General features: G+C 63.5%; 26 protein-coding genes and 1 rRNA gene. 15 read left to right on the top strand and 12 right to left on the bottom strand.

From position 1 onward, the window contains the following. The 3 genes from rrf to rlmM all read left to right on the top strand — a co-directional run. Positions 1 to 78 (top strand): 5S ribosomal RNA (rrf, locus tag KPL81_RS20885); the annotation flags it as partial. Positions 79 to 216: 138 nt separating this feature from the next. Beyond that, positions 217 to 531: a quaternary ammonium compound efflux SMR transporter SugE gene (gene sugE / locus KPL81_RS11470; protein WP_219792158.1), complete on the top strand. Its 315-nt coding sequence runs from the start codon at positions 217 to 219 to the stop codon at positions 529 to 531. A 122-nt stretch (positions 532 to 653) separates the two neighbouring features. After that, complete coding sequence (gene rlmM / locus KPL81_RS11465; protein ID WP_219792156.1) at positions 654 to 1,739, top strand: 23S rRNA (cytidine(2498)-2'-O)-methyltransferase RlmM; 1,086 nt, start codon at positions 654 to 656, stop codon at positions 1,737 to 1,739. 27 nt (positions 1,740 to 1,766) lie between these two features. Here rlmM and KPL81_RS11460 read toward each other — a convergent pair whose 3' ends face one another. After that, positions 1,767 to 2,054 carry an antibiotic biosynthesis monooxygenase family protein gene (locus tag KPL81_RS11460; protein ID WP_209473342.1) on the bottom strand — a complete coding sequence of 96 codons (288 nt, stop codon included), beginning with the start codon at positions 2,052 to 2,054 and terminating at the stop codon, positions 1,767 to 1,769. Positions 2,055 to 2,083: 29 nt separating this feature from the next. On the opposite strand from KPL81_RS11460, the gene tusA reads away from it, so the two are divergent. Further along, positions 2,084 to 2,341, top strand: a complete 258-nt coding sequence (gene tusA, locus KPL81_RS11455; protein WP_209473340.1) for a sulfurtransferase TusA — start codon at positions 2,084 to 2,086, stop codon at positions 2,339 to 2,341. 34 nt (positions 2,342 to 2,375) lie between these two features. Here tusA and KPL81_RS11450 read toward each other — a convergent pair whose 3' ends face one another. From KPL81_RS11450 to KPL81_RS11440, 3 genes are all read right to left on the bottom strand, one after another. Further along, positions 2,376 to 3,089 (bottom strand): hypothetical protein, encoded by a 714-nt coding sequence (locus tag KPL81_RS11450; protein WP_219792154.1) that lies wholly within the window; start codon positions 3,087 to 3,089, stop codon positions 2,376 to 2,378. Positions 3,090 to 3,224: 135 nt separating this feature from the next. Further along, entirely contained in the window at positions 3,225 to 4,277 is a 1,053-nt protein-coding gene (locus KPL81_RS11445; RefSeq protein WP_219792152.1) for a DUF3080 family protein, read from the bottom strand. Further along, the gene (locus KPL81_RS11440; RefSeq protein WP_219792150.1) at positions 4,249 to 5,697 is read right to left on the bottom strand and encodes an MATE family efflux transporter; all 1,449 of its coding nucleotides are present in this window, start codon (positions 5,695 to 5,697) and stop codon (positions 4,249 to 4,251) included. The genes KPL81_RS11445 and KPL81_RS11440 overlap by 29 nt, the downstream gene beginning before the upstream one ends. Positions 5,698 to 5,829: 132 nt before the next feature. Here KPL81_RS11440 and KPL81_RS11435 point away from each other — a divergent pair, with 132 nt between their 5' ends. Next, positions 5,830 to 6,414: an elongation factor P hydroxylase gene (locus KPL81_RS11435; protein WP_338035609.1), complete on the top strand. Its 585-nt coding sequence runs from the start codon at positions 5,830 to 5,832 to the stop codon at positions 6,412 to 6,414. On the opposite strand, the gene KPL81_RS11430 is transcribed toward KPL81_RS11435, so the two are convergent. After that, positions 6,372 to 7,223 carry a LysR family transcriptional regulator gene (locus KPL81_RS11430; RefSeq protein ID WP_219792146.1) on the bottom strand — a complete coding sequence of 284 codons (852 nt, stop codon included), beginning with the start codon at positions 7,221 to 7,223 and terminating at the stop codon, positions 6,372 to 6,374. The genes KPL81_RS11435 and KPL81_RS11430 overlap by 43 nt on opposite strands. A 101-nt stretch (positions 7,224 to 7,324) precedes the next feature. Here KPL81_RS11430 and KPL81_RS11425 point away from each other — a divergent pair, with 101 nt between their 5' ends. Together KPL81_RS11425 and KPL81_RS11420 are read left to right on the top strand one after the other, a co-directional pair. Then, positions 7,325 to 9,556 carry a thiamine pyrophosphate-dependent enzyme gene (locus tag KPL81_RS11425; RefSeq protein WP_338035608.1) on the top strand — a complete coding sequence of 744 codons (2,232 nt, stop codon included), beginning with the start codon at positions 7,325 to 7,327 and terminating at the stop codon, positions 9,554 to 9,556. Beyond that, the gene (locus tag KPL81_RS11420) at positions 9,553 to 10,644 is read left to right on the top strand and encodes an ACP S-malonyltransferase (RefSeq protein ID WP_219792144.1); all 1,092 of its coding nucleotides are present in this window, start codon (positions 9,553 to 9,555) and stop codon (positions 10,642 to 10,644) included. The genes KPL81_RS11425 and KPL81_RS11420 overlap by 4 nt, the downstream gene beginning before the upstream one ends. Here KPL81_RS11420 and KPL81_RS11415 read toward each other — a convergent pair. Together KPL81_RS11415 and KPL81_RS11410 are read right to left on the bottom strand one after the other, a co-directional pair. After that, on the bottom strand, positions 10,630 to 11,106 hold the full coding sequence (locus tag KPL81_RS11415; RefSeq protein WP_209473322.1) for a hypothetical protein: 477 nt from the start codon (positions 11,104 to 11,106) through the stop codon (positions 10,630 to 10,632). The genes KPL81_RS11420 and KPL81_RS11415 overlap by 15 nt on opposite strands. Positions 11,107 to 11,119: 13 nt before the next feature. Next, positions 11,120 to 12,001 (bottom strand): TatD family hydrolase, encoded by an 882-nt coding sequence (locus KPL81_RS11410; RefSeq protein WP_240549175.1) that lies wholly within the window; start codon positions 11,999 to 12,001, stop codon positions 11,120 to 11,122. A 100-nt stretch (positions 12,002 to 12,101) separates the two neighbouring features. Between KPL81_RS11410 and KPL81_RS11405 the strand changes: the two genes are divergently transcribed. Next, entirely contained in the window at positions 12,102 to 14,027 is a 1,926-nt protein-coding gene (locus tag KPL81_RS11405; protein WP_219792140.1) for an ATP-binding cassette domain-containing protein, read from the top strand. Between the two features lie 55 nt (positions 14,028 to 14,082). Here the strand turns inward: KPL81_RS11405 and KPL81_RS11400 are convergent, their stop codons facing one another. Continuing rightward, positions 14,083 to 14,535 carry a universal stress protein gene (locus tag KPL81_RS11400; protein ID WP_209473316.1) on the bottom strand — a complete coding sequence of 151 codons (453 nt, stop codon included), beginning with the start codon at positions 14,533 to 14,535 and terminating at the stop codon, positions 14,083 to 14,085. 100 nt (positions 14,536 to 14,635) lie between these two features. On the opposite strand from KPL81_RS11400, the gene KPL81_RS11395 reads away from it, so the two are divergent. Next, positions 14,636 to 15,172 carry a preprotein translocase subunit YajC gene (locus KPL81_RS11395; RefSeq protein ID WP_219792138.1) on the top strand — a complete coding sequence of 179 codons (537 nt, stop codon included), beginning with the start codon at positions 14,636 to 14,638 and terminating at the stop codon, positions 15,170 to 15,172. A gap of 4 nt (positions 15,173 to 15,176) precedes the next feature. On the opposite strand, the gene slyA is transcribed toward KPL81_RS11395, so the two are convergent. Continuing rightward, a complete protein-coding gene (gene slyA, locus KPL81_RS11390) occupies positions 15,177 to 15,620 on the bottom strand; it encodes a transcriptional regulator SlyA (protein WP_209473312.1) in 444 nt (147 codons plus the stop codon). 334 nt (positions 15,621 to 15,954) lie between these two features. Between slyA and fadB the strand changes: the two genes are divergently transcribed. The 3 genes from fadB to KPL81_RS11375 all read left to right on the top strand — a co-directional run bounded on the left by fadB (position 15,955) and on the right by KPL81_RS11375 (position 19,664). Then, a complete protein-coding gene (gene fadB, locus KPL81_RS11385; RefSeq protein WP_219792136.1) occupies positions 15,955 to 18,132 on the top strand; it encodes a fatty acid oxidation complex subunit alpha FadB in 2,178 nt (725 codons plus the stop codon). Positions 18,133 to 18,160: 28 nt separating this feature from the next. Then, the gene (gene fadA / locus KPL81_RS11380) at positions 18,161 to 19,339 is read left to right on the top strand and encodes an acetyl-CoA C-acyltransferase FadA (RefSeq protein WP_219792134.1); all 1,179 of its coding nucleotides are present in this window, start codon (positions 18,161 to 18,163) and stop codon (positions 19,337 to 19,339) included. A gap of 139 nt (positions 19,340 to 19,478) precedes the next feature. Beyond that, a complete protein-coding gene (locus tag KPL81_RS11375) occupies positions 19,479 to 19,664 on the top strand; it encodes a CCGSCS motif protein (RefSeq protein ID WP_219792132.1) in 186 nt (61 codons plus the stop codon). Between the two features lie 100 nt (positions 19,665 to 19,764). Here the strand turns inward: KPL81_RS11375 and KPL81_RS11370 are convergent, their stop codons facing one another. Beyond that, complete coding sequence (locus KPL81_RS11370; RefSeq protein WP_219792130.1) at positions 19,765 to 20,226, bottom strand: flavodoxin family protein; 462 nt, start codon at positions 20,224 to 20,226, stop codon at positions 19,765 to 19,767. 76 nt (positions 20,227 to 20,302) lie between these two features. Between KPL81_RS11370 and KPL81_RS11365 the strand changes: the two genes are divergently transcribed. From KPL81_RS11365 to thpD, 3 genes are all read left to right on the top strand, one after another. Continuing rightward, positions 20,303 to 20,779, top strand: a complete 477-nt coding sequence (locus KPL81_RS11365) for a YbhB/YbcL family Raf kinase inhibitor-like protein (protein ID WP_209473302.1) — start codon at positions 20,303 to 20,305, stop codon at positions 20,777 to 20,779. Positions 20,780 to 20,819: 40 nt separating this feature from the next. Then, a complete protein-coding gene (locus tag KPL81_RS11360) occupies positions 20,820 to 21,533 on the top strand; it encodes a hypothetical protein (protein WP_219792128.1) in 714 nt (237 codons plus the stop codon). Positions 21,534 to 21,694: 161 nt separating this feature from the next. Further along, on the top strand, positions 21,695 to 22,606 hold the full coding sequence (thpD, locus tag KPL81_RS11355) for an ectoine hydroxylase (protein ID WP_219792126.1): 912 nt from the start codon (positions 21,695 to 21,697) through the stop codon (positions 22,604 to 22,606). An 89-nt stretch (positions 22,607 to 22,695) separates the two neighbouring features. Here thpD and KPL81_RS11350 read toward each other — a convergent pair whose 3' ends face one another. Further along, positions 22,696 to 23,463 carry a class I SAM-dependent methyltransferase gene (locus KPL81_RS11350; protein WP_219792124.1) on the bottom strand — a complete coding sequence of 256 codons (768 nt, stop codon included), beginning with the start codon at positions 23,461 to 23,463 and terminating at the stop codon, positions 22,696 to 22,698. A 93-nt stretch (positions 23,464 to 23,556) separates the two neighbouring features. Beyond that, positions 23,557 to 24,501 (bottom strand): 2-dehydropantoate 2-reductase, encoded by a 945-nt coding sequence (locus KPL81_RS11345; RefSeq protein ID WP_219792122.1) that lies wholly within the window; start codon positions 24,499 to 24,501, stop codon positions 23,557 to 23,559. Between the last annotated feature and the right edge of the window lie 162 nt (positions 24,502 to 24,663).

Here is a 24,663-nt window from a genome sequence, read left to right as displayed (position 1 = left end):
GCCGAACTCAGCAGTGAAACCGCTCAGCGCCGATGGTAGTGTGGGGTCTCCCCATGCGAGAGTAGGTCATCGTCAGGCATCTCTTCAGAAACCCCGGCCAACTGGTCGGGGTTTCGCCGTTTAAGGGACCGAAAATGGCCCCTGATCACCGGCGGGACGACCCGGTGGTGTGCTGCCAACCCGGGGACGGCCTCGGACCTTCAGAAGGAAATCACAATGGCCTGGGTGATACTGGTCGTTGCCGGTCTTCTCGAAGTGGCGTGGGCGTTGGGCCTGAAGGCGTCACATGGCTTTACCCGCCCGCTGCCGAGCCTATTCACTATTCTGGCGATGGTGGCGAGCTTTTATCTGTTGGCACAGGCAATGAAGGTTCTCCCCGTGGGTACTGCCTACGCCATCTGGGTGGGGGTTGGTGCGCTAGGTACGGTCATGCTGGGCATACTGATCTATGGCGATAGTGCCTCGCCGCTGCGGCTGATCAGCCTGGTGCTTATCCTTGCCGGCCTGGTGGGCTTGAAGCTGGCCGCCTAGCGGGCAGTGAAGAAAGTTTCTACAGGGCGAAAAGCCCCAGACTAGAGGCGATTAGCGGATGGCCGACAGCGAAAGCCAGTGCTGGTACCATGCGTCATCAACGAATCCTTGAGAGAACGCCAATGGCTAGCCTGGCAGACCGTGTGGTGCCCGATCAGCTGCTTTTCTACTGTCGCCCAGGTTTCGAAGCCGATGTTGCGACCGAGGTGGCTGAGCGGGTCGAGCGACTTGGCTGGCAGGGTAGGGCTGAGTTCATCGAACAGGGTGGATTCGCCTGTTTCGTCGTGGACGATGAAAGGCCGGCCAACGAACTGCATCGTCAGCTGAAGTTCGAGCAGCTCGTCTTTGCCCGTCAAAGCCTGGTCGCGTTGGCGCCCATGGGATTGAATCGTGACGACAGGATGTCTCCCATCCTGGCCCAGGTAATGACCAGCGGATGGAGTTTCGAGTCGATCTGGCACGAAACGCCCGATACCAACGAAGGTAAGGCGCTGGCGGGGCTGATCAAGGCGCTGACGCGCCCGCTCGAGTCAGCGCTGCGAAAGCGGGGTGCCCTGCGTCGCAAGGCCGGTGGGCGCCGCTTGCATCTGTTCTGGATGGACGGTGACTTCGTGCAGCTGGGGATGAGCTTTCCGGGAAACCGAAGCGAATTGCCCGGCGGTATTCGCCGGCTGCGCTTCCCTTCGGCCGCGCCCAGTCGCTCGACGCTGAAGCTCGAGGAGGCCTGGCATGAGTTCATACCGCGCGATGAATGGAGCGTGCGCTTGGCAGAGGGCATGCAGGCGGCGGATCTGGGAGCGGCTCCGGGTGGGTGGACCTGGCAGTTGGTTGCCCGGGGCATGCATGTCTTCGCTATCGACAATGGCCCCATGAAGGGCGATCTGATGGCCACGGGCATGGTCGAGCACCTGCGAGAAGATGGCTTCGTCTGGGAGCCGCCGTATCGATTGGATTGGCTGGTATGCGATATCGTCGACAAGCCGGCTCGTGTGACGGCGATGGTACAGCGCTGGCTGATCCGCCGCTGGTGTCGGGAAGCGGTTTTCAACCTGAAGTTGCCGATGAAGCGACGCTGGGAGGAAGTCGATCGCTGCCTGGTTCTGCTGGGCGAAGCATTAGAGAATGCCGGCATTCGCACCGAGCTGCGATGCCGACACCTCTATCATGACCGCGAAGAGGTCACGGTGCATGTCAGGCTACTGGATTGACTCGAGGCGCTCTGGAGTGGAGCCGGGTCAGTAAGCGGGTTCGTAGATACGTATGGTCTCGTCTTCAGTCAGCAGCGGCAGGATAAGCTGCATGGCACGTGCACGCTCCTCGCTGGTGTACCATGCGTTCCATGCATCCAAGTTGCGCCATTTGACGATCACCAGGCGTCGATCGCTGTGGCCACGTTCGACCAGTGTTTCACCGCCGATGAACCCCCTGGCCCCGAGAGAGTAACGCATGGCCTCGCGTGCGGCTTCCTCGTATTCCTCCTCCAGGCCAGGCATGATACGACGTTCAATGATGATCTTGATCATTTGGTAGTTCCCCACGACGAGGTCGATCGATGACGAATACCGCCGACTCCCAGCCCGACTTCAGCGTTCAGGTCGAGCTGGACACGACCGGTCTCTATTGCCCGGAACCCATCATGCTCATGCATAACAAGGTGCGTGACATGAAGGCCGGGGAAGTCCTCAAGGTGGTTGCCACGGATCCAGCAACCACCCGTGACGTACCCAAGTTCTGCAGTTTCCTGGGCCATGAGCTGCTTTCACAGCAGGAATCGGATGGACACTACCTCTACTTTATCCGTTTAGGCTAATGTCAGGCCAGTCCAGTAGCCGTGTGTCGCTGGCTTAGTCGCTGGCTTCTTGTGCGGCGCTGGGTACGACCATCAGAGCCAAGGCCTCGAGCGTGCCGGGGTCCTGCTCGCGAATCCGGTTGGCAATGCTGCGCTGGAAAAAGTAGACCATTCGGTGACGGCTCTTGCCCGGGTAGAGGCAGGCATCGCCCGGTAGAATCGGAGTGCTCTCGATGAGAGACTCGTCTGCCAGTAGGGCTTCCACGTTGCCGTCGCTGTAAAGGCGCCAGCCGAATACCTGCTTCAGCTGCCAGGGGCGGCTATCGTCGTCGATGCACAGGGCGTGGGTGCCCTGGTTGTCGGGAATCTGCTGAATCAGCGTGATGTCGCTTGTCTCTTCATAATCGAAATAGGCTGCAGCGTGCTCCAGCTCGCATGCCTTATGTGGGGGAGGGAATTCCAGCAGTTCCTCGGTCTCGGGGTCGCGATAGCCAACGAAGCAGCCATGCTCTGCGTCGTCGAGCTGATGACAGGGGGTCAAGGTTTCCATCCAAGGCACAAGGCCCACGACATCGCCATCCTCGCGCAGCCCCCAGGCCAGTATGGGCATGCCATAAAGGGAGTCGGGGTCCGAGGCCAGGCTGTAGACCATCTCGAGGCCATCGAGCTCCGGGGAGAGGCGTACCAGGCGCCGCTTGGCCTGGTACTTCTGGCGCATCGTTTCCAGGTCGATGACCCGGGCAGGGCGGGGCGACATTGTCATACCCATGTTCCTCCCTCCAGATTCTGCATGGGCCGAGCGGAAAGGTCACGGCTGCGGCTAGGCTGACGGGATCGACTCCTACCTCGTATGGATCACCAATATCACAGAGTCGCTGTGCAAGTTAAGTCCGGCGACGCCTTTTCATGAACATTGCTCTACCAGGGCATGCCAATGCTGACGATGCTCACGGCGTGCCTGGCGCAGGGCTGGCAAGGGAGCTTCGGGATTTTCCAGAGAGAGCCAGCGTTGCAGGTACTCGGCGACGGCATCGGGCGGGGTGATGTGGCTCGCGAGCAGTTGGTCGATGGCTGCCAGCCAGCGGGTAGCAAGCGTCTCAAGCTGATCCAGCCATTCGTGGGCCGGTGTGTCGGTCAATCGTCGATGCAGTTCCTGAGGCGATGCGGCAAGCGCTTGGCAGGTATCGTTGCGGGCGAGGCTGCTGGTCAAAAGCTCGGTTGCCTCCACCAATCGCTGCTCGGCTAGCAGCAGTGCACGCAGCAGCTCAGCCGTGAGTGGCCGATGCTGCAGCGACTTGAGATGGCCCTCCAGCGTAGCCGACTCAGGATGCCAGTCGGGATTGAACTGGTTGAGCGTGGCCTGATGTAGCCAGGCCACGGCATCGAACTGTGCTGCAATGCCGCGGGAGTCACCAGGTGCCAGTGGTGAGCTGGCACGGGAGAAGTGGCGTACCCACTCATCTGAGTCGAAAAGGCTGTTCCAGCTCACTTTCGGTAGCTGCTCGGTCTTGGTTCGTAGGAGTTGTTCGAGCCGTTCACGGTCGGGCTCGGCAAGCGTGCCAGGGATGTCGCCATGCCAGCAGGCATATAGCCGGCGCCAGAGTTCGAGCTCGTAGATCCAGCGCTGGCTGGGTGGCGCCACGCGTCCGAGCTGATTGTTGCGCGCGGCAATCAACGAGGTGATGCGGCACTCACGCAGGGCATAGACATTCAGTAGGCTCTCGCGGGTTTCAGCGACCTCTCGAAGGCGCTCGTTGCGATCGGGGAAGGCGCCAATATTCTCAGGAGGGTTTCTCTCGGGTTCGGGTTGACCCAAGGCGCGGGCCAGTGCCTGCTGGTATTCCACCAGCCTGGCCGCACCTTCGTCCTCGCCGCCGCATCCGCTCAACAGCAAGAGGATCAGCACGCGAACGAGGCTGCCCCTCGCTTCAATCCTGCGGAATGTCCAGCCTGCCATTCGCGACTCCCCAGGCCTTGCGCTGCAGACGTACGCCGAGCAGGACCGCCGCCACGGTGAGTCCGGCGATCAGGCCAATCCAATAGCCATGCACTCCCAGGGGGCCTACCAAGCCTGCCAGCCCTCGGGTACCCAGCCAGTGACCGCCACCCAAGCCCACCACCCAGTAGGCAAGCAGAGTGATCAGCATGATGACCCGCGTGTCCTTGTAGCCTCTCAGAGCGCCGGCCAGGTTGACTTGTAGCGAATCGGAAATCTGGTAGAGCATGGCCAGCAGAATCAGCGATAGGGCGAGGCGCTGCACGGTCGTATCGTGAGTGTAGAGGGCCATGACCGGCTCTGCCGTGAACCACAGCAAGGTGCTATTGAGCAGGGCGATCAGCACCGATACCAGCACGCCGTTCCAGGCCACCATGCGCGCCCGCTCGGCCTTGCCCTGTCCGAGTGTGTTACCGACCCTGACGGTCAGCGCCATGCTCAGTGCCAGTGGCAGCATGAACAGGATCGAGGTGTAGTTCAGGGCCACCTGATGCGCTGCCACCGTCACTTCACCCAGGCTGGCAATAAATAGCGAGATGAGCGTGAACAGCGTGACTTCGACGAAGATCGCCACGCCGATGGGGACGCCTACGTAAAGCAGTTCGCCGATCAGCGTCCAGCGCGGAGGCGTGGGCGAGTGCCACAGAGAGACGCTGCCGTAGGCGCGCGAGCGGCGGGTGTAGAGGATCATGGCCAGGCACATGGTCCACATGGAGAGTGCTGTGGCGATACCGCAGCCCAGTGCCCCCAAGGCCGGCAGGGCATGCAGCCAGCCCGGCAAGGCGTCGCCAAACAGCTGGACCAACCCGTCGCCGCCGTAGATCAGGATGAAGTTGCTGGGAACGTTGACGCCAAGCCCCACCAGGCTGATCCAGAGCGACGGTCGGGTATGGTTCATGCCGTCGGAGAAGGCTCGCAACGCCTGGAACAGGGCAACGCCCGGCATGCCGAAGGCAACGGCGGCGAGGTAGGCCGATGAGCGTCTGGCAACTTCGGGAGGAACCTCCATGAGGCGGAAGATGGGGGTCACCGTGAGCCATAGCAACGCTGCCGACGCTAGCCCCAGTGCCAGCGCGACCCAGAGCGCCTGGTGAACGTTGGGTCGGATTCGCTCGGTGGCACCGCCTCCCAGTAGATGAGCGACGATAGGCGTCAGCCCCATCAGTGTGCCGGTCATGAACAGCATCAGCGGCAGCCATAGGCTGGAGCCGACGGACACGGCCGCCAGGTCGGTGGCGCTGACACGGCCCGTCATCATCACGTCGGTGACGCTCATGCCGGCTTGGGCCAGCTGGGCGCCGCAGATCGGCAGGGTCAGCCGCAGCAGGGGCCGCGTTTCCGTGCGGCTGACGCTCAGCAGGTCGGTGAAGAACGTTGCCAAGGGAGTGCTCCGTGCATGTCAGGACCTTGGCCGCATGCCAAGGAAACCGAATATGTTAGCAATTCCCGGTGAATTTCGCTGCGCAACCGACTCGCCTATACTGGTGGCCCCTTCGTCATGCATGGAGAACTCGTGACGCATCGCCTCGATGACGTGATCGCCCTGTTCGACGGCCTGTTCTTACCACGCTTCAATACTCGGTTGGTACGTGGTGGCGACGAGCCGCTCTACCTGCCTGCCGACGATCGTGTTCCCTGGCATCGGGTGATCTTTGCGCGAGGCTTCTACGCGAGCGCCTTGCACGAGATCAGCCATTGGTGCATCGCCGGTGAGCAGCGGCGCCTGCAGGAGGATTACGGCTACTGGTATCTGCCCGACGGGCGAAGCGCAGAGCAGCAACGCCGCTTCGAGCAGGCCGAAGTGGCGCCCCAGGCACTGGAGATGCTCTTCTCGCGCGCTTGCAGGCTACGCTTTCATGTCAGCGTCGACAACCTGGGTGGTGAGGTCGAGGTCGACCGCGAGGCCTTCCGTGACCGCGTTGCGCAACGCGCGGCCCGCTACGAGCGGGAGGGGCTGCCATGTCGGGCAGCCGCATTCCGCGCTGCGCTGCAAGCCTTCTACCAACGGGGCGAGCCCATGCAGAGCGCGCTGTCAGAAGGGCTGCGTGTGCTCGATCAGCTGCGCTCGCGAGCTTCCCACGCCGCTCTGCCGAGCTGAAGCAGCGGGATCAACGCCGGCATCGTCTGCTGCGCCGGGTAGGCGACGCCGATGGTCTGGCGAATTTCGAGCTCGGCAAGGGGGCGGCTCTGCACGTCCGGGTGAGCGAGGATCTCGGGCCAGGCCGGCACCAGCGAGGCGCCGACTCCGGCCGCCACCAGCCCCAGGGTATATTCGATGGTGCGCAGACGCGCTCGTACCTGGCAGCGCACGCCGGCATCGCTGAGCGCCGTGGCCAACTGCTGCATGGCAGCGCATGGATGGCGCCAGATGAACGGCAGTCCGTCGAGGTCGGCCAGCGAGACAGTGCCCTGCAGGCCCAGCGGGTGCCCGCTGGGCAGCGCGAGACGATAGCTGTCGTGCCAGATCGGCTGGAAGGCTTCGCCGGGCGACAGGTCCTGTTCGCCGATGATGCGTGCGTCGCAGCGCTCCTCAGGATTGACCAGGGTCAGGGCCAGGTTGTCGCCCTGGCCGATGTACTCCTTGAGCAGGGCGGTCATGCGGCTAGCGCCTAGCGAGCGCATCAGGCCCAGGCGCACCGGCATTGCGGGTGCCGGCGTGCGAAACAGGCGGCTGATTGCATCGAGATCCTCGCTGACCTGGCGGGCCAAGGGATAGAGCCGGTGTCCCTCTTCGGTTGGCGTGATGCCGCGACGGTGGCGCTCGAACAGCGGCGTGCCCAGGCGCTCTTCCAGCTGCACCAGCGCGGTCGAGATGGAGGGTTGCGCCACGTGGCAGCGCCGGGCGGCGGCGCTGATCGAACCGCCCTCGTAGGCGGCGATGAAGTAGCGCAGACTTCGTACATCCATAAGATATGCCTATATCTGGGGCAGGATATCGATATTATCGCTTTATCTGCCGGGCACGCTAGGCTGTAGCCATCACCTTGGCAGCCCCGGGAGCCTGCACCGTGCTCGAACCCCTTCCTCAGGAGCAGCGATTTTACGCTGCGCTACACAGCGGCGACTGGCCCGCACCACAAAGGGAATGGCAGCTCGACGAGGTCGGGCTCAGTCCCTCCGGTCTGGCCGAGTTGTTCGAAACCCAACTGATGAGTCGTCATCTGGACCTGCACGCCCGACGCCTGCAGGCGCGCGGCGAGGCCTTCTACACCATCGGTAGCGCGGGTCACGAAGGCAACGCCGCCATTGCGCGCGCCTTTCGTACCACCGATCCTGCGTTCCTGCACTATCGCGACGCGGCCTTCCTGATCCAGCGCAGCCGTGCGGTGCCAGGTCAGACGCCGCTGTGGGACCTGCTATTGAGCTTCGCCGCCTCGGCGGAGGATCCGATCTCCGGCGGTCGGCACAAGGTGCTGGGCTCGAAGACGCTGCACATCCCGCCCCAGACCAGCACCATCGCCTCGCACCTGCCCAAGGCCGTGGGTGCGAGCTACAGCTTCGGCCTGTGGCGACGACTGGGAGGTGGGGGCGAGTGGCCCGCCGACAGCGTGACGATCTGCAGTTTCGGCGACGCTTCGTTCAATCACTCCACCGCCCAGGGGGCGCTCAACGCTGCCGGATGGGCCGCCTACCAAGGGGCGCCGATGCCCTTGGTAATGGTGTGCGAGGACAACGGTATCGGCATTTCCACGCCCACGCCGAATGGCTGGATCGAAGCCAGCATGCGTTCGCGCCCCGGCTTCCACTACCTCGCCTGCGACGGTCTCGACCTGCTCGATACCTGGCGGGCGGCCAGAGAAGCCGAGCGCATCGCGCGGCGCCGCAAGCAGCCGGTCTTCCTTCACATGCGCTGCGTGCGGCTATACGGCCATGCCGGCTCCGATGCTCAGCAGGCCTATATGACGCCTGCCCGGATCAAGGCCGACGAGGCGCGCGATCCGCTACTGGTCACGGCCGGTCTGCTTCAGCGCCACGGGGTGCTCGATGCCGCCGCCATCGAAGCACTCTACCGCTCGGTGGCCGAGCGGGTTGCGCAGGTTGCCGAGGAGGCGATTTGCCGGCCCAAGCTGGAGACGGCCGCTCAGGTCATGGCCAGCATCGTGCCGCCGCCAAGGCCGGAGCGTGTGCGGCCCTGGCAGGGCGAGGTGGACGCTACCCCGGCGCCCATGGCCAAGTTGCTCAACCAGGCGCTGCAGCGCTCGATGACTCGCTACCCGCATCTGGTGATGGCAGGCGAGGACATCGGTCGCAAGGGCGGCGTGTATGGTGTTACCCAGCGGCTGCAGGCGCAGTTCGGGCCGCATCGGGTGATCGATACCCTGCTCGACGAGCAGAGCATCCTCGGGCTTGGCATCGGTCTGGGCCAGAGCGGCCTGGTGCCGATCCTCGAAATCCAGTTCCTGGCCTACCTGCACAACGCCGAAGATCAGCTGCGTGGCGAGGCGGCCACGCTCAGCTTCTTCTCCAACGGCCAGTACACCAATCCCATGGTGGTGCGCATCGCCGGTCTCGGCTACCAGAAGGGCTTCGGTGGGCATTTCCACAACGACAACGCCATCGCCGTGCTGCGCGATATCCCCGGACTGCTGGTGGCCTGCCCATCGAATGCTGCCGACGCCGTGGGCTTGCTACAGGAGGCCGTGCGCCTGGCCGACGAGGAACAGCGGGTGGTGGTAGTGCTCGAACCGATCGCGCTCTACCACACCCGCGACCTGTTCGAGGAGGGCGACCAGCAGTGGTGTTTTACCGATCCCGGGCCCGAGCATCGATTGGGTGTGGGCGAGCCTGGTGCATGGGGCGAGGGCCGTGAGCTTGCCATCGTCACCTACGGTAACGGTGTCTATCTGTCGCGCCAGGCTGCCGCCAGGTTGGAAGCCGACGGCGTGGCGCTGCGCATCGTCGATCTGCGCTGGCTGACCGCCATCGATCATGACGCCGTGCATCGCCTGGTCGCCGACTGCGCCCAGATACTGATCGTCGATGAGTGTCGGCGCAGCGGTTCGCCCAGCGAGGAGCTGATCGCGGGCCTGGTGGAGCGCGGTATGGCGAGCGACAGGCTGCACCGGCTGACGGCTGAGGACAGCTTCATTCCCCTGGGGCGGGCAGCCACGGTCACGTTGCCCTCGGTGCAGGCGATCGTGGCACAGGGGCGACGCCTCGTGGCGTCAAGGCAGCATGGTGAGGTGGCCGCTAACGCGGTAGGCACGGGCAAGGTCACGGCAGGGAGTGGCGAGGCATGAGTCGCAGCGACAGCATGGTGAACGGCGCATCGGAGCGCGAGCGCTTATTGATCGTCTGTCCCGGTCGGGGCACCTACAACGCCGCGGAGTGGGGCACCCTGAACCGGCTGGCGGGGGGCAGCGAGTGGCTGACACGCTTCGATGCCATGCGCCGCGAGGCCGATCTGCCGACGCTCTCCGAGTTGGACGGCGAGATACCTTTTCGCCAGAGCCTGCAGGGTCGGGGCGAGCATGCCTCGCCGCTGATCTATGCCTGCGCCTGGGCCGACCTGCTGTCGATCGATCGTGAGCGCTACGATATCGTGGCGGTCACCGGCAACTCCATGGGCTGGTACATCGCCCTGGCGGCGGCCGGCGCCCTGGGGCCCGACGAGACGCTGCACCTGATCGGCACCATGGGATGGCTGATGCAGGAGAGCCTGGCCGGCGGCCAGGTCCTCTACCCTTGGGTCGATGACGCCTGGCGGCCGGACTGGGCGCTGCGCAAGGAGCTGCTGGCATTGATCGAGCAGATTCACGGCATCGCGGGTGCCGAGCTCTATCTCTCGATCGAGCTCGGCGGCATGCTGGTCTTCGGCGGCAATGAAACGGGGCTCTCGCGCCTGACCGAGCGGTTGCCGGCACGCGAGCGTTTCCCGCTGCGGTTGCACCAGCACGCCGCCTTCCATACACCCCTTCAGGAGGGAGTGAAGCGCGAGGCGCGCCGGCGGCTTGGCGCCGGGCCGTTCCGCGCTCCCGAGGTGCCGATGATCGATGGCCGCGGCCATATCTGGACGCCCTGGAGCACCGATCCCCAGGCGCTGTGGGACTACACCCTGGGCGAACAGCTGGTCGAGCCCTACGATTTCACCGCGGCAGTGAAGGTTGGTGTGCGGGAGTTCGCGCCGGACCGCATCGTGATTCCCGGCCCGGGAGCGACCCTGGGTGGGGCCACGGCTCAAGCCCTGATCCAGCTCGGCTGGCAGGGTTGGAGCGACAAGGCTGCTTTTCAGTCCGGCCAGCAGCAGGAGCCACGCCTGCTATGCATGGGCATTGCAGAGCAACGTGACCGGCTGCTGCCGGCGCAGGCAGCATCAGCCCTCGGCTAGTCGCTGGTGCAGATGCAGCATCACCTCGACCTCATGCTCGGGCCGTAGTGGCTCGAGCCCCATCTCGCCGAACAGCTCGTTGCGTGCCCGGCTCCATTCGCCGACGGAAAGCTCGGGATAGAGACTGTCGGCGGGAGCCAGCTCGACGAAAGGATCGATGCCGTAGGTGTCGAACAAGCGCGCCAGGGCGGCTTCATCGCCGCTGATACCCGCAGTGAACAGCGTGGCATTGAAGTGATCGCTCTCGAGCTCACGGATCACGTCCAGTGGACTCGCGCCGAAACTGTGTAGCTCCTCCAGACTGTAGCCATTGAGCTCGTTATATTCGTCGTCGAGCCAGTCATTGTCGGGCTGTATCAGGGTGTGCTTGATACGCCCGTCGGGTAGCACCCAGGCAATGGCCAGCGGCAGGTCGCTATCGTCGCCGGTCTCCACGGCAATGAATCCGGGTATTTCGGCCATATTACGACTCCTGTTAGTCACGGCCTGTCTCCTGGGCTTCGCGAGCCTCGTTCAGGCGAAAAAAGCGGTGTGCGGTATTGCTGGTGGTGCGGGCCAGTTCCGCTTCGTCAGTGTCTCGCCAGTGGGCGATCTCGCGCACGATCCACGGCAGCAGGGCGGGCTCGTTGCGTCTGCCCTTGAGTCTGGCAGGTAAATCGCGCGGCAGTAGGTAGGGGCAATCGGTTTCCACCATCAGACGCGCGAGGGGGATCTCCTTCACCAGTTCGCGCAGGTGGTGGCCACGGCGCTCGTCGCAGATCCACCCCGTCAGACCGATGTGCAAGTCCAGGTCGAGATAGCCGTAAAGAGTGTCGCGGTCGGCGGTAAAACAGTGCACCACGGCATCGGCGATATCGTCGCGCCAGACCCGCAGCATTTCGCGCATGCGTGGTCCGGCGTCGCGTTCGTGCAGGAACAGCGGCTTGCCGCTCTCCGCGGCAAGCCCCAACTGGGCCTCGAAGGCACGCTCCTGCTCGGCCGGCGTGGAGAAGTTGCGGTTGAAGTCGAGACCGCACTCACCCACGGCCACCACCTCGGGGCGTTTATGCAACTCCCGCATGGCAGCGGCCAGAGAGGTGTCCCAATCGCTGGCGTCGTGGGGGTGTACGCCTGCCGTGGCGTGTAGTCCAGGATAGCGCTGGGCCAGTGCTATGGCCTGTTCGGCATGGGCGTGGTCGGTGCCGGTCACGACCAACGTCGTGACGTTGGCGGCTCGCGAACGCTGCACGACCGCTTCGAGATCGCGGGCGAAGCTGTCGTGGGTCAGGTTGGCGCCGATGTCCACCAGTGGGGCTGGCGAACGAAAGCGCAGTGCCTCGGGCAGAAAGTCGTCGAAGGCGGCGTCGGTATCAGCCAATGGGGAGCGCTCCTTTGCAGCTTTCGCGCATTGTAACCAAAGCCACGGCGGGCCAGCCATGCGTTACACTAGCCGCCTTGATGAACGATGAGGTGAGCGTGTGACCCTGCTACGTCTGGAAGGCCTGCAACTGGCCTATGGTACCCATGTGCTGCTCGATGGCGCCGACCTGGTGCTGGAGAAGGGCGAACGTCTGGCGCTGGTCGGGCGCAACGGTACCGGCAAGTCGACTCTGCTCAAGCTGGTGGCAGGGGAGATCCTGCCCGACGACGGCAGCATCTGGCGCGCGCCGGGGCTGAAGATCGGCGTGCTGGAGCAGGACCTGCCTTCCGCATCGGGGGAAACCATCTTCGATGTGGTGGCCCAGGGACTGCCCCAGGCCGGCGAACTACTGGCCGAGTACCATCACCTGGTGCAGGCCGCCGATCCCGACATGAAGCGCATGGCGACCCTGCAGAGCCGTCTGGAAGCCATCGATGGCTGGTCCTTCCATCAGCGCATCGACGTGGTGCTGACCCGGCTGGGCCTGCCCGCCGACGATCTGATGAGCTCGCTTTCCGGTGGCTGGCGGCGGCGCGTGGCACTGGCCCGGGCGTTGGTCGCCGAGCCCGATCTGCTGCTGCTCGACGAGCCTACCAACCACCTGGATCTCGACACCATCGCCTGGCTCGAGGAACAGCTGCTCGACTTCAACGGGGCGGTGCTGTTCATCACCCATGACCGGGCCTTCCTGTCGAAACTGGCCACCACCATCCTCGAGCTCGATCGCGGGCGGCTGGGGCGCTATCCCGGGGATTACGCCAAGTATCAGCAGCAGAAGGCGCATGAGCTCGAGGTCGAGGCGCGGGAGAACGCCGAGTTCGACAAGAAGCTGGCCCAGGAGGAAGCCTGGATTCGCCAGGGCATCAAGGCGCGTCGTACACGCAACGAAGGTCGGGTTAGAGCGCTGGAGCAGCTGCGGCGCGAACGCAGCCAGCGGCGCGAGGTGCAGGGCCGCGCCAGCTTCGGCATCGACAGCGGCGAGCGCAGCGGCAAGCGGGTGGTCGAGCTCGTCGGTGTGACCCACCGCTTCGGCGACGACACCATCGTTCGCGACCTGTCACTCGAGATCCAACGCGGCGACCGCATCGGCCTGATCGGACGCAACGGTGCCGGCAAGACCACCCTGCTCAAGATCCTGCTCGGCGAGCTCGAGCCCAGCGAGGGTACGGTAAGGCTGGGCACCAATATCAAGGTGGCCTACTTCGACCAGCTGCGCGCCGGCCTGGAGCCGGAGAAGAGCGTCTACGACAACGTCGCCCAAGGCAGCGACAGGGTCAGCGTGGGCGGCAAGGACAAGCACGTCATCAGTTATCTGCAGGATTTCCTGTTCACCCCGGAGCGGGCGCGCCAACCGGTCAAGGCACTCTCCGGCGGCGAGTCCAACCGTCTGCTGCTGGCCAAGCTGTTCACCCAGCCGGCCAACGTACTGGTGCTCGACGAGCCGACCAACGATCTCGACGTCGAGACCCTGGAGCTGCTCGAGGAGCTGCTGCTCGATTTCGACGGCACCCTGCTGCTGGTCTCCCACGACCGGGCCTTCATGGACAACGTGGTAACCGGCGTGCTGGCCTTCGAAGGCGACGGTGTGGTGCGGGAGTATGTAGGCGGTTACAGCGACTGGGTGCGCCAGGGCGGCAAGCTGCCGCCGGCGCCGTGGGAGGGGGCGGCGCTTCAGCAGGTGGAACCCACGGCGAAGTCGATGGAGAAGGCGCCCGCCAGCCCGGCACCCTCAGCGCCGCCGGCCAAGAAGCCCGCCAAGCTCTCCTACAAGCTGCAGCGCGAGCTCGACGCGCTGCCGGCCGAGATCGAGCGGCTCGAGGCCGAGGTGGCGGAGTACGAAGCCAAGGTGGGCGATCCGGCGTTCTATCAGCAGGAGGCGGGGACGGTGGCCGAGGTGCTGCAGGCCATGAGCGACAAGCAGGCCGAACTCGATGCCGCCATGGAGCGGTGGATGGAGTTGGAGGCCATGGCAGCGGGAGAGTAAGGTGCTCCCCACTTCCCTGTGGGTCGTCGAGCGCAGGAGTTTAACAGGGTTTCCGCTACTCGGCGCTTTCGCCCTTCTTGCCCACGCGTACGGCGAGTACGTCGCACTGGGCGCCGTGCAGCACGCCGGTGGAGGTGGAGCCGAGCAGCAGGGCGAAGCCGTGCCGGCCGTGTGAGCCGACCACGATCAGGTCGACGCCGTTTTCCTGGGCGAAACGGTGGATCTCGGTGTCGGGCATGCCGACCAGCACGTGCTGGTTTTCCTTGGCCACGTGCGGATCGGCGATCTCGGCCAAGCGCTGCTTGGCATGTTCGTCCAACTGATCCTGAATGCTGGTGAGATCCATCGGGATGTCGCCGCCATAGGCGAAACCCAGCGGTTCCAGCGTATGCATGATCGAGAGCTTGGCCTGGTTGCGCTCGGCGATCTGCAAGGCTCTTTCTAGCACCTTGTGGGAATCCTTGGTCAGGTCGACGGCGACCAGGATATGACGATATTCATTGCTCATGGCAGGGCTCCTGCGTAACGGCATGTGATCGATATGCCTTCACTCTAGGACGGCTGATGAATCAAGACAACGACTTGCGTCAAGAATCAGGAGAAAGCGGATGGTCTGGCTAGTCATTCTTGCGGCAATGCTGTTGATGATCTCCCCAGTGATGTGGCTCAAGCCCAGCCCCCGTCAACGCCGCATCGTGCCGCTGCGCAATGCGGCGGCCAAGGCGGGGGTCAGAGTGGTGCTGGAAAAGCCGCCGCTGCACGGTATCGAAACCGCCATGCCGGGTTACCGTTGGAGTTATCCCGCTGCCGCACCGGGGCCGCACTTCCTGCTGGTGCGGGCCAGCGAAGCCAGCGACCTGCTCAAGCCCTGTGTGGCCGACTGGCGCTGGCGGATCGAGCCGCTCCGGTCCCTGCCTCAAGCGGCGCGCGAGCCGCTCGAAGCGCTGCTGACTCGCCTGCCACAGGATGCCCTTGTGATCGAATCCAACGAGAGCGCCATCACCCTATGGTGGTGGGAGTCGCAGACGGCGGAACGCTTCACCACCTATCTCGACGACTTTCGCCGGCTGCGCGATGCCTTGGCTGGACGTGCCGATCGAGGCGGAGTCAAACCTGACTTCGGTGCCGGCGCGACCGGCGACTGAGCGTTCAGCCCTCGCTTTCTCTGGCCTGGATGGCCAGACCGTTGTTCTCGATATGCTCGAGCAGGGCGTCGAGCTGGCGGATATCCGCTTCGCTGAGCCCTTCCAGCATCTCGCGCCGTGCCTGGGTTACCACCTCGTCGATCTGCTCGAGTAGCGGATCTGCTGCTGCGGTCAGGAATACCCGCTTGGTGCGGCGGTCCTGCTCGCAGGGGCAGCGCTCGATCAGCCCCTGCTCCGATAGCTGGTCGAGCGTACGTACCAGGGAAGGTGCCTCCACGCCAATCGCCCGTGCCAGATCGCACTGGGGCTGCCCATCGCCGAGCCGCCATAGGTGATATAGCGTGATCCAGCGCGTTTGCGTCAGGCCCAACGGAGCCAGGCGACGATCGATGATGGCGCGCCACAGGCGAGGCAGGCGTGACAGTCGGAAGCCGATGTTCTGGTGCATGGGACTCCGCTTAATCGTTGAATTTGTCGAATTGTCCGGACCCCGTGCGTGTAATGCAACTTGTCTCGTCAAGTAACCGTGCCTCGGTGCGTCGATAATGGCATCCATGCCCTGGTCCCCCATTCACTTCGGTACTTATCCGGCTGGCGGCGATGAGACAGTTCGCTTACGGGACGCTAGTGCAGCGCCCCGACCGGGACGTGCCTGCACCCAATGCGCACAAAGCGTCTTCGGGGGCTTGACGCGCCGCCCGGAGTGCACCAAGCTTCCGTAATCAAACGGCCGTATGAAACTGGCACTCCTCCAACGTCAACCTCTGTGTGGAGATTCGTGGATGATCTATCAAGGCAACGCCATCACGGTGGCACGCGGTACCGGGAACGGGGGCGAAGACATCGCCATGCTCACCTTCGATCTGAAGGGGGAGTCCATCAACAAGCTGTCCAGTGCCGTCGTTGCCGAGCTGGACGAGGCCGTACAGGCCATTCGCGCCGAGAACGGCCTGAAGGGGCTGGTGATCGGCAGCGGCAAGGAGGCCTTCATCGTCGGGGCCGACATCACCGAATTCCACGGCATCTTCGAGAAGGGCGAAGCGTACCTGGTCGAGATGAACCTCAAGGTGCATGAGATCTTCAATGCCATCGAGGATTTGCCGTTCCCCACGGTGACTGCCATCAACGGTCTGGCGCTGGGTGGCGGGTGCGAGGTGACGCTGACCACCGATTTCCGCGTCATGGGGGATAAGGCCAAGATCGGCTTGCCTGAGACCAAGCTCGGCATTCTTCCCGGCTGGGGGGGCTGCGTGCGCCTGCCACGCCTGATCGGCTCCGACAATGCCGTGGAGTGGATCGCTGGCGGCGGCGAGAACCGTGCCGATGCCGCTCTCAAGGTAGGCGCAGTGGATGCCGTGGTGCCGAACGAGCAGCTCGAGGCGGCGGCACTGGACATCCTCGCGCGAGCCAACGCCGGTGAACTCGATTACCAGGCACGCCGTGCCGAGAAGACCGGGCCGCTCAAGCTAAACGCCATCGAGCAGATGATGGCCTTCGAAACTGCCAAGGGCTATGTGGCCGGCAAGGCCGGGCCGCACTACCCCGCACCGATCGAAGCGATCAAGGTGATCCAGAAGGGCGCCGGTGAGGAGCGCGCCCGTGCCCAGGCCATCGAGGCCAAGGCTTTCGCCAAGTTGGCGATGACCGATGTCTGCTACAACCTGGTGGGGCTGTTCCTCAACGACCAGGTGGTCAAGAAGAAGGCCGGCAAGTACGAGAAGCAGGCCAAGGCGGTCAAGCAGACGGCAGTGCTGGGGGCCGGCATCATGGGTGGCGGTATTGCCTATCAGAGCGCCTCCAAGGGTACGCCGATCCTGATGAAGGACATCAAGGAGGAGGCCATCGAGCTGGGCCTGAAGGAGTCGCGAAAGCTGTTCGCTAAGCAGGTGGAACGCGGCAAGCTCTCCACCGGGCAGATGGCGGAGAAGCTGACCCTGATCCGTCCCACGCTCTCCTACGGTGACTTCGGCCATGTCGACCTGGTGGTCGAGGCGGTGGTCGAGAATCCCAAGGTCAAGGATGCGGTGCTGACCGAGGTGGAAGGCCTGGTGAGCGAGGACACGATTCTCACCTCCAATACCTCGACCATCTCGATCACCCGCCTGGCTCAGAACCTCAAGCGCCCCGAGAACTTCTGCGGCATGCACTTCTTCAACCCGGTGCACCGCATGCCGCTGGTCGAGGTCATTCGCGGCGAGAAGACCGGCGACGCTGCCGTGGCGGCTACCGTGGCCTACGCCCGCGCCATGGGCAAGACGCCGATCGTGGTCAACGACTGCCCCGGCTTCCTGGTCAATCGCGTGCTCTTCCCCTATTTCGGCGGCTTCAGCCTGCTGGTCGAGCAGGGCGCCGACTTCCAGCGCGTCGACAAGGTGATGGAGAAGTTCGGTTGGCCCATGGGTCCCGCCTACTTGCTCGACGTGGTCGGCATGGACACCGCCGTGCACGCCAACGAAGTGATGGCGGAAGGCTTCCCCGACCGCATGGCGCGCGACGCCAAGTCCGCGATCCAGGTGATGGTCGAGAACGAGCGCCTGGGGCAGAAGAACGCCAAGGGTTTCTACGCGTACGAGGAAGACAAGAAGGGCAAGCCGAAAAAGGTCAGCGACGAGCAAGCCCATGCGCTGGTCAAGCAGGTCGTCCAGCAGGAGAAGGAGTTCTCCGACGAGGACATCATCGCCCGCATGATGGTGCCGTTGTGCCTGGAGACCGTGCGCTGTCTGGAAGACGGCATCGTCGAGACGCCGGCCGAAGCCGACATGGCGCTGATCTACGGTATCGGTTTCCCGCCGTTCCGCGGTGGTGCGTTGCGCTACATCGATGCCATGGGCGTGGCCGAGTTCGTCAAGCTGGCAGACGGGCTGGCTGAGGAGCTGGGACCACTCTACGCCCCCACTGACAAGCTGCGCCGGATGGCCGAGTCTGGCGAGCGCTTCTATTCCACCCAGGCCCAAGGCTGAATCCACCACGAGCAGGAGGTGAGTTGAAATGAGTTTGAATCCGAGAGATATCGTGGTGGTCGACGGCGTCCGCACTGCCATGGCCAAGGCCAAGAACGGTGCCTTTCGTCACGTGCGCGCCGAGAATCTTTCCGCTGCGGTGATGCAGGCGCTGTTCGATCGTAACGCCGGCCTTGACCCGGCCGAAGTCGACGACGTGATCTGGGGCTGCGTCAACCAGACCCTCGAGCAGTCGATGAACATCGCCCGCAACGCGGCGATCATGACCGGCATCCCGCGTACGGTGCCGGCCCAGACGGTCAACCGTCTGTGCGGTTCCTCGATGACCGCACTGCACATTGCTGCGGCCAACATCAAGGCCGGCATGGGCGACTTCTATGTCATCGGCGGTGTGGAGCACATGGAGCACGTGCCCATGACCCATGGTGTCGATGTCAACCCGGCGGCCAGCAAGTATGCCGCCAAGGCGGCGATGATGATGGGCCTCACCGCCGAGCTGCTGGGCAAGATGCACGGCGTGACCCGCGAAGAGCAGGACAAGTTCGGCGTACGCTCGCACCAGCGCGCCTACGCAGCGAACCAGAAAGGCTATTTCGACAACGAGATCGTCGGCGTAGAAGGACACGACGAGCGAGGCTTCCGTACGCTTTTCAAGCACGACGAGGTGGTGCGTATCGACGCCAGCCTCGAGGATATGGCCAAGCTCAAGCCGGTGTTCGATCCTCGCAGCGGTACCGTTTCGGCCGGTACCTCCTCGGCGCTCTCCGTAGGGGCCTCGGCCATGGCCATCATGAGCTACGAGCGTGCGCGTGCTCTGGGCCTCGAGCCGATGGCACGGGTACTCTCCACCGGGGTGGCGGGCTGCGATGCCTCGATCATGGGCTACGGCCCGGTGCCGGCCTCCAAGAAGGCGCTCAAGGCGGCGGGCTTGTCGTCGGAGGACATCCAGACCGTCGAGCTCAACGAGGCTTTCGCCGCTCAGGCGATCCCGGTGCTCAAGGATCTGGGCTTCCTCGATGCCATGGACGAGAAAGTCAACCTCAATGGCGGCGCTATCGCCCTGGGTCACCCGCTGGGCTGTTCCGGCGCGCGTATCTGCACCACGCTGCTCAACGTGATGCGCCAGCAGGATACCGCCTTGGGGCTCGCCACCATGTGTATCGGCATGGGACAGGGGGTGGCGACGGTTTTCGAGCGATTGAAATAAGCGCTCAAGCAGGCGCCTGCCATAGCCAGCGGCCTCGCCCTTTCAGGGGCGGGGCCGTTTTATGCGTTGACGCCCAAATCGTCGAACAATAAGATGCATTTGTTATGCATCTTTTTAAAATCATTATGAGGGTGTCTCCATGGGCCTCAAGAATCTGTTCAAGAAAGACAAGGCGGAAGACAAGCAAGCCGTCCAGGCTTTTGAGCCTGAAGCGACAACAACGGCGGCTGCGGACACCAACTCAGGTGAAACCGTCAGCACCGAGGCAAAGAAGAAGGCGAAGCATGGGGAGCCAGGAGTCTGCTGCGGATCATGCAGCAACTGATACCCGGCCGATAATCGTAGCCAAACGAAAAGCAGCGGGTAAGCCCTGCAAGGGATATCCGCTCTTTTCCAACTCTCGGATGTTCCAAGCCTGGCCGGTGCTAGAGCACGCCCGCCTCGAGCCCGGCCGCCAGGTATAGGCCTAGCTCCTCCACTTGAGTTACGAACCTATCCTGCCACTCCCCACGCAGGATCAGCGGCTCCTGTACCCAACGCCAGCGCAGCCCGGTGACGATGCTCTCCACCGCCCGGCACGTACCCGTACCGTCATGGCCGGCGCGGACGTAAAGCGCGCAGGGCAGCCCCTGCTTCTCCTCCAGTACCGCGTAGTAGCTGCGATCGAAAAAATCCTTGAGCGCACCGCTCATGTAGCCGAGGTTCTCGGTGGTCCCGAGCAGGATGGCGTCGCTTGCCCGAATGTCCTCGGGGCCGGCTTCCAGAGGAGCCTTGACCACGACCTCGACCGCCTCGATATCGGCATGCCTGGCACCGCGCGTCGCGGCGTCTCGTAGCGCTCGGGTATTGAGTGAAGGCGCATGGGCCACGATCAGCAATTGTTTCATGTTTGACAGTCTACAGGCTTTTTCCGACGCTGTTTCGGCACCTTCCGGTTTTCAACAGACAGGAGGAATCCAGGCCATGGCCTTTGCACTTTCGAACATGCAACTGGAGAGTTCCGCCTTTCAGGCGCATGGGAGCATCCCTACCCGACATACCGGCGAGGGCGAAGACATCTCACCGGCACTGAGCTGGAGCGGGGCTCCCGAGGGAACCAAGGGCTATGCCATCATCTGCCACGACCCCGATGCCCCCCTGGTTCAGCACGGCAGCTATGGCTTCGTGCATTGGCTGCTCTACAACCTGCCTGCATCCACCACGACTCTGGCCGAAGGCAGCAGCGACGGCAAGAGCGGCAAGAACGATTTCGGCAAGCTGGGCTACGGGGGGCCGATGCCGCCTGAGGGACACGGTGTGCATCACTACTATTTTTGGGTGCTGGCGCTCGACAAGCCGACCGATCTACCCGAGGGACTCGGGCTCGGGGAAATGCTCAAGCAGCTCGAACCCCATCTGCTCGGCATGAACCGGCTGATCGGCACGTACCGTCGTGGCTGACATGGTGGCATAGCGTTCATGGCAGTCACGGAGGATTGCGATGTTCGATTGGCTCAACCAGCACGGAGAGACCATCTCCGTGCTGACCGATATCGGCACTCTGCTGATCTGGCTGGTCTACGCCCAGCTGCTCTATTTCGGCTTCCGTCGCCAGCGTCGTCCGCGCCTGTTGATCAACCGCGGCAGAAAAAAGGACATCGATGCATTGTGCATCATCAGCAACATGAGCGCCGAGCCGGTTTTCATCCAGCACATCGTCGCCGAGCTGGAGACCTCACAAGGCGTCATTCGTCTAGACGTGACCGATCGCACGGAGAGCTACAGCGACGGAGACGAGCATCGGCAGGAGGATGATTCGGCAGCCACAACGAATCCATCGCCCATCGTGCGCGACGGTTCGCACCAGGGGCCATTGGGATCGGGCGACTTCGTGCATATAGATAGCTTCGGTGCCCTGACTCGGCGCCTGGCCCACGATGGGGGGATCGAGATGGCGGGATACCGGCCGCTGAATGACGTCGTGTTCCGTGCTTTGACCGTCCGCCTCATCTGTGTCTACGGCTCGGAGGATCTGCCGGTCGGTGCCGAGCGGCGCTTCGAATTCATCAACGAGCAGCCGGGCTGCGGCCTGGTGCCGGCCACCTGGGATACCAAGCGCCTCTCCTCGCCCTGGCAGCGGCGGCGACTGTGCCGCGAGATTACTCAGTGGAACCGCAAGAATGATCTCACTACTGCCGGTGAATCAGAGGGTTGAGTGACGGGGAAAGCGCCTTTTCCAATCGGTGATTACGGTTAATTTTCGTTGCGCAATAGGCCGATACAAAGTCGTTTTGCATGCAAAGGTTTCCAGGTCTAAGTTGGGTTACTACCAGTTGGATGACTGGCGTTTCGCTTGGATTCAAGGAGGAGCATGCGATGAAACATGATGTACAGGATCTGTTCCCTACGCGACTGGAACGCAAGCTCGGCATGTTCGAGCGTATCGACCCCGTGGTGTATTCAGAGGGGGCAGAGCGTGCCGATGGACCACTGAGCGAGGACCAGGTTCGCGAATACGAGGAGAAAGGGTTTCTGTCGTTCGAAGGTTTCTTCGACCGGGAAGAGATGGAGGCCTTCATTCGGGAATTGCGTGAGTACGAAGAGGACGAGGACCTCAAGCTGTCGGAGGGCACCATCCTGGAGCCGGGGCGTGAGGAGATTCGCTCCATCTTCGGTATCCACGAGATCTCCGAACGCTTCAGTCGCTTGACGCGCGATCCGCGGCTTTTGGCCATGGTCGAGCAGCTTCTCGGTGGGGGAGTGTACATCCACCAATCGCGTATCAACTACAAGCCGGGCTTCAAGGGCAAGGGCTTCGACTGGCATTCCGACTTCGAGACCTGGCACAGCGAGGACGGCATGCCCCGCATGCGTTCGCTGAGCTGTTCGATCGTGCTGACCGACAACGGCGAGTACAACGGCCCGCTGATGCTGATCCCCGGCTCGCACCAGTATTTCGTGCCCTGCGTGGGACGTACTCCGACCGACAACTACAAGGAATCCCTCAAGAGTCAGGATGTCGGGGTACCCGACAATGCCAGCCTGCGCGAGCTGATGCTGAAAGGAGAAATCGAGGCACCCAAGGGGCCTGCAGGCACCCTGGTGATGTTCGAATGCAATACCATGCACGGCTCCAATACCAATATGTCGTGCTGGCCGCGCAGTAACCTTTTCTTCGTTTACAACAGTGTCGACAACGGGTTGCTGAATCCCTTCTGTGGAAATCGCCCGCGCCCCGAGTTTTTGGCCAACCGTACGGACTGGAATCCGCTCGAGCCGATTGGGTGAGAGGCCGGCAGGCGATGCATCTGGGCTTGCTCGCTTGGTGCACCTGCCGGTGAGTTGCGTCAGCGCCTGCTGCTTCGGGGTCTGACGCTTCAGCGCCGTGCCTGCACCCGCAGGCGTACATAGTCGGCCGTCCAGTTGCCGTAGCCGTCGCGCAGGCTCGGTGCCAACAGCGACTCAGCATCGGCCAGTATCGCCTCGCGAAGGTCTTCGTCGAGACCGTACAGGAAAGGGTTGGCGAAGGTGGCGAGCCAGCCGGCTATCCCGGTCGGCAGGCTTGTCGGACGTGGTATCAGCTCGATGGCATCGACTTTGAACCCCGCCGCCTCCAGGGATTCCCGGTACTCTTCCGGAGTGGGGAAGAACCAGGGGAAGCGGGCTTTGCCGCTGATGCCTCGCGCCTGGAGTGCCGCCAATATGGCGGTGCAGATTGCCGCCACGTTGCCGTGTCCGCCAAATTCAGCGACGAAGCGCCCGCCCGGCTTGAGGGCGCGATAGATGCCTGCCACGACGGATTCGTGATTCAGCATCCAGTGCAGGGCGGCATTACTGAACACCGCATCGAATTCGCGCTCGAAGGGCAGGTGATGCGCGTCCAGAACGCGGGCATCGAGCCCGCGGGACCGGGCTGCCTCGATCATGTCGTGTGAAGCGTCCACGCCGACTACGGTTGCCCCGGATTTCGCCAGCCGCTCGGTGAGAGTGCCGTCGCCGCATCCCAGGTCGAGTATGCGCTCCCCGGGGCGAGGGGCGAGCAGTCTGGCCACCGTATCGCCCAGCTCGGCGACGAAATCGGCGTTGTGCGCATAGGCAGCGGCGTTCCATTGCTGGCCCGGGGCGTTGTACGAGGCGTCATTCATGGCGGTGCTCCAGGGGTGAGGCGCGTCAGGTCTTTGTCTATCAGAATACTCCAAACCGAGCCAAACCATCGTGTTCCTTGCAAGTAGGCGGGGTCATCTCATCGCCGGTATCTCGCCGCGGGCCGCCAGTTCCTGAGGCAGCAGGGCGGCATAGATCAAGGCGTGCACCGGCGTCTCCACGCCAACCGAGCGCCCCAGACGCACCACGGCGCCATTCTGAGACTCCAGCTCGGAAGGTTCGCCGGCGAGGATGTTGCGCTGCATGGAAGAGGTGCTCTCGGCCGGTATTGCGTCGATGAACTGCATGGCGCGGGCGACGGCATCGGAGGGAAAAACGACACCATGGCCGCGGGCCACCTGGTCGATCTCCTCGAGCATGGCTTGAATTAGGCTGCGCGTCTCCGGCACCTGACGCGTGACGCCGATGGGTGCCCTGCTAATGCTGCCGATTCCGCTCATGGCGCAGATGAAAAGAAATTTGCTCCATTGGGCGACGCGAATATCGTCGGGAATCTCGGCGCTGACGCCACGCGCCTTGTCGAAGGCGGCCTTGAGTCGTGCGGTCCTGGCACTGCTGTGATTGTCTCGTTCGCCAAAGCGCACGAAAGGATCCACGCCGGCATGACGTATCCTGCCTGGCGCTTCCCGCCAGGCCAGGATGCCGCACAAGCCGTCGAGAACTGGTGCATCACCCAAAACCTCGGCCAGAATATCGGCGGCTTCGACGCCGTTCTCCAGGGGCAGCACCAGGGTGTCGGGTCCGACCAGGGGCCGGATCGATTCAGCCGCCTCGCGCACCTGCCACGCCTTGACGGCCACGATGACGCAATCCACCTCGCCGACGCCGGCGGGGTCGTCCGTGGCCTGGACCCGGGGTAGCGTCACGTCTCCCTTGATGCTGCGCACGTGCAGCCCCTGGTTCAGCATGGCGGCGAGGTGTTCCCCGCGGGCAATGAACGTGACCTCTTCACCCGCTTCGGCCAGGCGGGCGCCGAAGTAGCCACCGACACCGCCGCTACCCATGATGGCGAATTTCATGCTGCCTCCTGTCGATTCAGTCTCGTTTCTCGGAGCATAGCGGCAAGATGGACGGCGTGTGTGCCTCTCCTGCTGCCGAGGGGCGCGACGGGCTCCATGGCTCGCCTGCGACAAGCTTGCTGCAGGTCATGACGGGCGTCATTGTGCTGCCCAGCACGGTGG

Origin of the sequence: Billgrantia antri (assembly GCF_019430905.1) — a bacterium.
Classification (GTDB): domain Bacteria; phylum Pseudomonadota; class Gammaproteobacteria; order Pseudomonadales; family Halomonadaceae; genus Halomonas; species Halomonas antri.
This window is presented reverse-complemented; position numbering and strand designations above follow the sequence as displayed.

What these genes read in the sequence shown, in the direction of transcription:
- sugE (WP_219792158.1), top strand. Translation starts at nt 217, where the DNA reads ATGGCCTGGGTGATACTGGTCGTTGCCGGTCTTCTCGAAGTGGCGTGG.
- rlmM (WP_219792156.1), top strand. Translation starts at nt 654, where the DNA reads ATGGCTAGCCTGGCAGACCGTGTGGTGCCCGATCAGCTGCTTTTCTAC.
- KPL81_RS11460 (WP_209473342.1), bottom strand. Translation starts at nt 2,054, where the DNA reads ATGATCAAGATCATCATTGAACGTCGTATCATGCCTGGCCTGGAGGAG.
- tusA (WP_209473340.1), top strand. Translation starts at nt 2,084, where the DNA reads ATGACGAATACCGCCGACTCCCAGCCCGACTTCAGCGTTCAGGTCGAG.
- KPL81_RS11450 (WP_219792154.1), bottom strand. Translation starts at nt 3,089, where the DNA reads ATGGGTATGACAATGTCGCCCCGCCCTGCCCGGGTCATCGACCTGGAA.
- KPL81_RS11445 (WP_219792152.1), bottom strand. Translation starts at nt 4,277, where the DNA reads ATGGCAGGCTGGACATTCCGCAGGATTGAAGCGAGGGGCAGCCTCGTT.
- KPL81_RS11430 (WP_219792146.1), bottom strand. Translation starts at nt 7,223, where the DNA reads ATGGATGTACGAAGTCTGCGCTACTTCATCGCCGCCTACGAGGGCGGT.
- KPL81_RS11420 (WP_219792144.1), top strand. Translation starts at nt 9,553, where the DNA reads ATGAGTCGCAGCGACAGCATGGTGAACGGCGCATCGGAGCGCGAGCGC.
- KPL81_RS11415 (WP_209473322.1), bottom strand. Translation starts at nt 11,106, where the DNA reads ATGGCCGAAATACCCGGATTCATTGCCGTGGAGACCGGCGACGATAGC.
- KPL81_RS11400 (WP_209473316.1), bottom strand. Translation starts at nt 14,535, where the DNA reads ATGAGCAATGAATATCGTCATATCCTGGTCGCCGTCGACCTGACCAAG.
- KPL81_RS11395 (WP_219792138.1), top strand. Translation starts at nt 14,636, where the DNA reads ATGGTCTGGCTAGTCATTCTTGCGGCAATGCTGTTGATGATCTCCCCA.
- slyA (WP_209473312.1), bottom strand. Translation starts at nt 15,620, where the DNA reads ATGCACCAGAACATCGGCTTCCGACTGTCACGCCTGCCTCGCCTGTGG.
- fadB (WP_219792136.1), top strand. Translation starts at nt 15,955, where the DNA reads ATGATCTATCAAGGCAACGCCATCACGGTGGCACGCGGTACCGGGAAC.
- fadA (WP_219792134.1), top strand. Translation starts at nt 18,161, where the DNA reads ATGAGTTTGAATCCGAGAGATATCGTGGTGGTCGACGGCGTCCGCACT.
- KPL81_RS11375 (WP_219792132.1), top strand. Translation starts at nt 19,479, where the DNA reads ATGGGCCTCAAGAATCTGTTCAAGAAAGACAAGGCGGAAGACAAGCAA.
- KPL81_RS11370 (WP_219792130.1), bottom strand. Translation starts at nt 20,226, where the DNA reads ATGAAACAATTGCTGATCGTGGCCCATGCGCCTTCACTCAATACCCGA.
- KPL81_RS11365 (WP_209473302.1), top strand. Translation starts at nt 20,303, where the DNA reads ATGGCCTTTGCACTTTCGAACATGCAACTGGAGAGTTCCGCCTTTCAG.
- KPL81_RS11360 (WP_219792128.1), top strand. Translation starts at nt 20,820, where the DNA reads ATGTTCGATTGGCTCAACCAGCACGGAGAGACCATCTCCGTGCTGACC.
- thpD (WP_219792126.1), top strand. Translation starts at nt 21,695, where the DNA reads ATGAAACATGATGTACAGGATCTGTTCCCTACGCGACTGGAACGCAAG.
- KPL81_RS11350 (WP_219792124.1), bottom strand. Translation starts at nt 23,463, where the DNA reads ATGAATGACGCCTCGTACAACGCCCCGGGCCAGCAATGGAACGCCGCT.
- KPL81_RS11345 (WP_219792122.1), bottom strand. Translation starts at nt 24,501, where the DNA reads ATGAAATTCGCCATCATGGGTAGCGGCGGTGTCGGTGGCTACTTCGGC.